We start from the raw sequence: 6,610 nt of genomic DNA on the forward strand, positions 1-6,610 counted from the left end.
CGCCTTGATTCAAATGCAAGCCCATGGCTGATTACCCTACTTTGACCACGTGGGGTTGCGCAGAGCGCTCGGCGGTAGGCAGGTGATCGAGGTCGCGGCTGACCAGCAGCAGGACTTCTGCCGATGCGTCCGATACCTGGGCCTTGTAGCCGGCAATCGAACGGGCAAAGACGTTGTAGATCACCACCGCAGGAATCGCGGCAACCAGGCCCAGGGCCGTTGCCAGCAGGGCTTCGGCGATGCCGGGGGCAACGACGGCGAGGTTGGTGGTCTGGGTTTTGGCGATGCCGATGAAGCTGTTCATGATACCCCACACGGTACCGAACAGGCCGACGAAAGGCGCGGTGGAGCCAATGGTGGCCAGTACGCCGGTGCCGCTGCTCATGTTACGGCCACAGGCTGCAACCAGCCGCTCCAGGCGGAAGCTGACGCGTTCCTTGATGCCTTCTTTTTCGCGGGTGTTGGCCGACAGGCGCATTTCTTCCAGCGCGTCCTGTACCAGCAGGTTGGCCAGGGTGCCCTTTTTGGTCGCGGTTTCGCTGGCTTGCTTGAGGGTGGTGGCCTTTTTCAGGTGGACGATTTCAGTGCGCAGGCGGCGCTTGGCGCCCAGCAGCTCGAAGCCCTTGGCGATCCAGATGGTCCAGGTAATGATCGAAGCGATGGCCAGGCCGATCATCACGGCTTTCACCACGATGTCGGCGTTTTGGTACATGCCCCANGGTGACAGGTCGTGGGCCATGCCCAAGGTGTTGTCGGCTTCGAGGACTTCAGGAACGTCTTCGGCGTCTACTGCCTGGGCCGGGTCGGTTGCGCCTGGCGCTACGGCGGGGGCGGCATGGTCAGCCGGGGCTGGAGCAGCGGCGGCCGGAGTAGCCGGAGTGGCTGGCGCCTGTGCGTCAGCGAAAGCAGCGGTCGGTGCCAGCATCAGGCTGAGCAGCAGGGCAGCCACTGCGCTCCAGGCGCGAGGTCGTTTGGTTGGCGAAGCGGGGAATTGATTGCGTGTCATGCTGGCCGGACCTGAGAGAAAAATAGGGAGAATGTTCTTCCAGGCCTCGTAAGGCCGAGAACAAAAGTGGCGTGCATTATTGCAAGTAATTCTTGTTAACAAAAGTAATAGAGTATCTTTTTTTCCTTCATTGCTAGCCGCTCGTCCATTGTCGGCGCTAGTCTTTGCCTTTCTGATGGGAGTTTTCTGATGTCTGCGCCTTCTGTTTTGATCGCCGGCTGTGGTGATGTCGGCAGTCGTCTGGCCACGCAATTGGTGGCTTCCGGGTGGGAAGTTCATGGCCTGAGGCGTGACGTTTCACGCCTGCCCGAGGGGGTAATCGGCGTTGCCGGCGACTTGTTCAATAAGGACTGTCCTGAGACGTGGCCCATCGGTGCGGTGGATTACCTCGTGTATTGCGCGGCCGCTACCGATCACGATGAAGCCGGTTATCGCGCCGCTTATGTGCAGGGCTTGCAGCATGTGCTGGAGTGGCTGAACGACTACGGGCAGGTGCCGAACCGCCTGCTGTTTGTTTCCAGCAGCAGTGTTTATGGCCAGCAGAGTGGCGAGTGGGTCGACGAGACTTCGCCGACCATTGCCGAAGGNTATTCGGGCCAGGTGATGCTGGAGGCCGAGCAAGTGGCCCTCAACAGCGGTATTGCGGCGAGTATCGTGCGGTTGACCGGGATCTATGGTCCCGGCCGCGAATGGCTGTTGACCCAGGTGCGCCAAGGCTATCGCGTGGCGGTTGACCCGCCGCTTTACGGCAACCGCATCCACGCCGACGACGCGGCTGGGTTGATGGCGTTTTTGCTTGAAGCGGATCGACGCGGGTTGGCGTTGGATGACATCTACATTGGTGTTGACGATGCACCTGCGCCCTTGGCCGAAGTAGTGGCCTGGTTGCGTGAGTACCTGGGCGTGACCGAGTGGGCGGATGACGCGAGTGTACGGCGGGCTGGTAGCAAGCAATGCAGCAATGCCAGGGCGAAGGCCCTAGGCTGGACGCCGAAGTACCCAAGCTATCGCGAAGGCTACGCCGCGATTCTCGAAGGCCGTTGCTGACTTCCATACTCCCTAAAACAACTGTGGGAGCGGGCTTGCCCGCGATGAGGCCATAACATTCAACATCCTGGTTGACTGTTACACCGCCATCGCGGGCAAGCCCGCTCCCACAGGGTTATCTGTTGGCTCTAGGGCCGGGTTACTGCTTTTCCAGTAACCACTTGCGATCACCCGGCGTGAACTGAGGCATTTCATCCGCCTGAGCCGTGTTCACCGCCTGCACAATCTCCAGTTCCTTGCCCTTGCGCGCAAAGATCCAGGTATTGCCCTGGCCGTTCACTTGCAGCCACATATTGTCATTGCCGCCGCTCATCGACGCGCAATCGCCCGCCAGGCACAGGGCATAACGATCGGCCCCCGGCAAACCGGCAACCTGGCCATCGGCCTGGAATTGCACGGTATTGCCTTCGCCCGGACCGCTGACAATTTTCCAGCTGCCGCCCATGTAGGCGGTGTACAGCGCGCGTTCGAAGCTCGCGCCAATCGGTGCGCCATCCGGCACCGGAATCAGCGCACGGTCAAAGACCTGCTCCGGCTCGTTTTCGCTGGCAGCCTGGCTCAGTTGCTTGCCGTCACGCTTCAGTTCGCTGGCGGAGCTGCCATAAAAGTCGACTTTCCAGGCGCCGGACTCTTCGCCCAGCAACTTGCCGTCGACGTTTTCAAAACCATTGGTGTAGCGGGCCTGGGCGGCCTTCGTGTTGACGTCCCATTCCAGGTTCGGGCCATAAGCCTGGAGCGCTTCACGCAGGGGGCCGCCTTTGGACGCAGCGTCGATCGCCACCTGATTGATCCAGGTGCCGCTGATGTCACGATCGGCAGGGTTGCTGGCACAACCGCCCAAGAGTAGGGCGACCAGCGAGAGAGCTAGCGCATGGCGCATGGTGGAATCCTTTCAGAAACGAAGTCGGCGCAACCTTGGGNGGCTGCGCCGGGTGTTTTACTCGATGACCAGAATCGCGTCCATCTCAACCTGTGCGCCTTTAGGCAAGGCAGCAACGCCGATTGCGGCGCGGGCTGGGTACGGCTGGTCAAAGTACTTGCCCATGATCTCGTTGACCTTGGCGAAATGGCTCAGGTCGGTGAGGAAGATGTTCAGCTTGACGATGTCCTTGAACGAACCGCCAGCGGCTTCGGCCACGGACTTGAGGTTTTCGAAGACTTGTACGGTTTGTGCTTCGAAGCCTTCAACCAGTTCCATGGTCTTTGGGTCCAGCGGGATCTGGCCGGACATGTAGACGGTGTTGCCCGCCTTGATCGCCTGGGAGTAAGTACCGATGGCGGCCGGGGCCTTGTCGCTGGTGATAACAGTCTTGGTCATGAGTGACTCCTTGTAAGAGAACGGCTATGCACGCATGCGGGTGATGCGGATCACTCCCGTCAGGGCGCGCAGTTTCTTGATCACGCGGGCCAGGTGCACGCGGTCGTGCACGCTGACCACCAGTTGGACCACGCTGATGCGACCATCGCGTTCATCCATGCTGATTTTCTCGATATTGCCGTCGGCCGCGTTGACGCTGCTGGCCAGCAGGGCGATCAGGCCGCGCTGGTGCTCCAGCTCCACCCGCAGCTCGACGTTGAATTCGCCGGTGACATCCTTGGCCCACGAGAGCTGGATGCATTTTTCGGGGTTGTGACGGATTTCGCTGATATTGCGGCAGTTGTCCAGGTGCACCACCATGCCTTTGCCGGCAGACAAGTGGCCGACAATCGGGTCGCCCGGGATCGGCGTGCAGCACTTGGCGTAGCTGAGCACCAGGCCTTCGGTGCCGCGAATGGCCAGCGGGCCTTCGGGGCTTGGCAACTGCTCGCCTTCGCCGAGCAGGCGGCGGGCGACCACGTAGGCCATGCGATTGCCCAGGCCGATGTCTTCCAGCAAGTCTTCGATCAGTTCGAGACGGTATTCGGCGAGCATCGCCTTGAGGCGATCGGCGGCTACTTTTTCCAGCGAGCTGTCGAATCCGTTGAGCACCTTGTTCAGCAGGCGTTCGCCCAGGCTGATGGATTCGGAGCGGCGTTGCAGTTTGAGCGCGTGGCGGATGTGTGTCCGCGCTTTACCCGTGACCACGAAGTTGAGCCAGGCCGGGTTCGGGCGCGCGCCGGGTGCACTGACGATCTCGACCGTGGAGCCGCTTTGCAGCGGTTCGGACAGCGGCGCGAGACGACGGTTGATCCGACAGGCAATGCAGCTGTTGCCGACGTCGGTGTGCACCGCGTAGGCAAAGTCGACCGCCGTGGAGCCTTTGGGCAGCTCCATGATCCGGCCTTTGGGCGTGAATACGTAGACCTCGTCCGGGAACAGGTCGATCTTCACGCTTTCGATAAATTCCAGGGAGTTGCCGGCACGTTGCTGCATTTCCAGCACGCCTTTGACCCACTGGCGGGCGCGGGCATGAGTGCCTTTGGGTTGCTCGTCGCCGCTGGATTTGTACAGCCAGTGGGCGGCGATCCCGTTGTTGGCCATTTCTTCCATTTCCCGCGTGCGGATCTGGATCTCGATCGGCACCCCGTGCATACCGAACAGCGTGGTATGCAGCGACTGATAGCCGTTGGCCTTGGGAATGGCGATGTAGTCCTTGAAGCGGCCTGGCAGGGGTTTGTACAAATTATGTACAGCGCCCAGCACGCGGTAGCAGGTATCGACCTTGTCGACGATGATCCGGAACGCATACACGTCCATGATCTCGTTGAAGGCCCGNCGCTTGCCGCGCATTTTCTTGTAGATGCCGTAGATGTGTTTCTGCCGGCCGCTGACCTCGCCTTCAATCTCGTCGATCGCCAGGCAATGGCTCAGCGACTCTTCGATCTTGTTGACGATTTCCTTGCGGTTGCCACGGGCGCGCTTGACCGCCTGGTAGATGCGCGCCGAACGCATGGGGTGCATGGCCTTGAAGCCGAGGTCTTCGAATTCGATACGGATGGCATGCATGCCCAGCCGATTGGCGATGGGCGCGTAGATTTCCAGGGTTTCCTTGGCGATGCGCCGGCGCTTTTCACCGGACAGNACTTCCAGCGTGCGCATGTTGTGCAGGCGGTCGGCGAGCTTGACCAGGATCACGCGAATGTCGCGGGCCATGGCCATGGCCATCTTCTGGAAATTTTCTGCCTGGGCTTCGGCCTTGGTCTCGAAGTTCATCTGGGTCAGTTTGCTGACCCCGTCGACCAGTTCGGCCACGGTTTCGCCAAATTGCGCGCTGAGCGCTTCCTTGGCGATGCCGGTGTCTTCAATCACGTCATGCAGCATCGCAGCCATCAGGCTCTGATGGTCCATGTGCATGTCGGCCAGAATATTTGCCACCGCAAGAGGATGCGTGACATACGCCTCGCCGCTACGGCGGCGTTGGCCGTCGTGGGCTTGTTCGGCGTAGAAATACGCTCGGCGGACCAGGTTGACCTGGTCTGGGCCGAGGTAGGCCGATAAGCGATCGGCGAGGGCGTCTATGCTCGGCATGNTGACTCCTGCCGTTGGCTGTGACCCCGCGCCGTGCTACGTCGACCAGGCATAGGCTTAGACGGCCTCGTTGGACTCGTCCTCGAACGCTGCAAACAGCGGTTCGTCTTCAACGATTTCGGCGTTGGCGATGAACTCGTAGCTCATCAGGCCTTCAGCGATTTCACGCAGGGCTACAACGGTAGGCTTGTCGTTTTCCCATTGGACCAGGGGCTCTTTGCCGCCAGTGGCCAATTGACGGGCACGCTTGGTAGAGAGCATGACCAGCTCAAAGCGGTTATCCACGTGTTCTAGGCAGTCTTCAACGGTTACGCGGGCCATGGTATTCCTCGGAGCGAATGCAAGATGCGCGCTGCCCGGTTGGGCGAGCGGACTAAACAGTTTAAAAAATCACCAGCGTTTAGGGAAGCGCTGATTTTTCGCAGGCCCTCGAACGCGCTNCAAGTGCCAATGTAAAGCCCTTGCAGCGGTTTTGGGAAGGGCTGTTTAGCCGAGCAATTCAGCCAAAAGTTTTCCGTTACGCTGCTGCTGACGCTTCTGATGCAGCTGATTGGCACGGAAAATCGCCTGCAAATCCTTCAGCGCATGGGCGAAATCGTCGTTGATGATCAGGTAGTCGTAGTCGACGTAGTGGCTCATTTCGCTGACGGCTTCACGCATGCGGCCTTCGATGATCTCGTCGCTGTCCTGGCCACGGTTGGTCAGACGCTGGTGCAAGGCTTCCAGAGAGGGCGGCAGAATGAAGATCGAGCGCGCCTTGGGCATCAACTGACGCACTTGCTCAGCGCCTTGCCAGTCGATTTCCAGGATCAGGTCGTGGCCTTCGTCCAGGGTCTGCTGCAAATGGCTTTGCGAAGTGCCGTAGAGGTTGCCGAAGACTTCGGCACGCTCAAGGAAGTCGCCGTGTTCGATCATCTTCACGAACTCGGTGCGCTCGACGAAGTGATAGTGCACGCCGTTTACTTCACCCGGGCGCATGGCGCGGGTGGTGTGCGAGACCGAGATGCGGATTTGCTCGTCAGCGTCGGTCAGGGCCTTGACCAGGCTGCTCTTGCCCGCGCCCGAAGGGGCGGAAATGATGTAAAGGGTGCCGGTGCTGTGGGTCATGG

General features: G+C 60.3%; 7 protein-coding genes. 1 reads left to right on the forward strand and 6 read right to left on the reverse strand.

Features of this window, described 5'->3' with window-relative positions; genetic code table 11:
- Positions 1-31: 31 nt before the first annotated feature.
- Entirely contained in the window at positions 32-1,006 is a 975-nt protein-coding gene (exbB, locus tag B7L09_RS17985; protein ID WP_094469974.1) for a tonB-system energizer ExbB, read from the reverse strand.
- 189 nt (positions 1,007-1,195) lie between these two features.
- Here exbB and B7L09_RS17990 point away from each other — a divergent pair, with 189 nt between their 5' ends.
- Entirely contained in the window at positions 1,196-2,053 is an 858-nt protein-coding gene (locus tag B7L09_RS17990) for an SDR family oxidoreductase (protein WP_094469975.1), read from the forward strand.
- A gap of 139 nt (positions 2,054-2,192) precedes the next feature.
- Here the strand turns inward: B7L09_RS17990 and B7L09_RS17995 are convergent, their stop codons facing one another.
- From B7L09_RS17995 to gmk, 5 genes are all read right to left on the reverse strand, one after another.
- Positions 2,193-2,933, reverse strand: a complete 741-nt coding sequence (locus B7L09_RS17995; RefSeq protein WP_094469976.1) for a hypothetical protein — start codon at positions 2,931-2,933, stop codon at positions 2,193-2,195.
- A gap of 57 nt (positions 2,934-2,990) precedes the next feature.
- A complete protein-coding gene (locus B7L09_RS18000) occupies positions 2,991-3,371 on the reverse strand; it encodes a RidA family protein (RefSeq protein ID WP_078739772.1) in 381 nt (126 codons plus the stop codon).
- A gap of 24 nt (positions 3,372-3,395) precedes the next feature.
- A complete protein-coding gene (gene spoT / locus B7L09_RS18005) occupies positions 3,396-5,501 on the reverse strand; it encodes a bifunctional GTP diphosphokinase/guanosine-3',5'-bis pyrophosphate 3'-pyrophosphohydrolase (protein ID WP_094469977.1) in 2,106 nt (701 codons plus the stop codon).
- A 57-nt stretch (positions 5,502-5,558) separates the two neighbouring features.
- A complete protein-coding gene (gene rpoZ / locus B7L09_RS18010; protein WP_003176920.1) occupies positions 5,559-5,822 on the reverse strand; it encodes a DNA-directed RNA polymerase subunit omega in 264 nt (87 codons plus the stop codon).
- 165 nt (positions 5,823-5,987) lie between these two features.
- Positions 5,988-6,608 carry a guanylate kinase gene (gene gmk / locus B7L09_RS18015; RefSeq protein ID WP_094469978.1) on the reverse strand — a complete coding sequence of 207 codons (621 nt, stop codon included), beginning with the start codon at positions 6,606-6,608 and terminating at the stop codon, positions 5,988-5,990.
- Between the last annotated feature and the right edge of the window lie 2 nt (positions 6,609-6,610).

It is taken from the genome of Pseudomonas mandelii (genome assembly GCF_002251635.1).
In the GTDB taxonomy this organism is placed as follows: domain Bacteria; phylum Pseudomonadota; class Gammaproteobacteria; order Pseudomonadales; family Pseudomonadaceae; genus Aquipseudomonas; species Aquipseudomonas mandelii_B.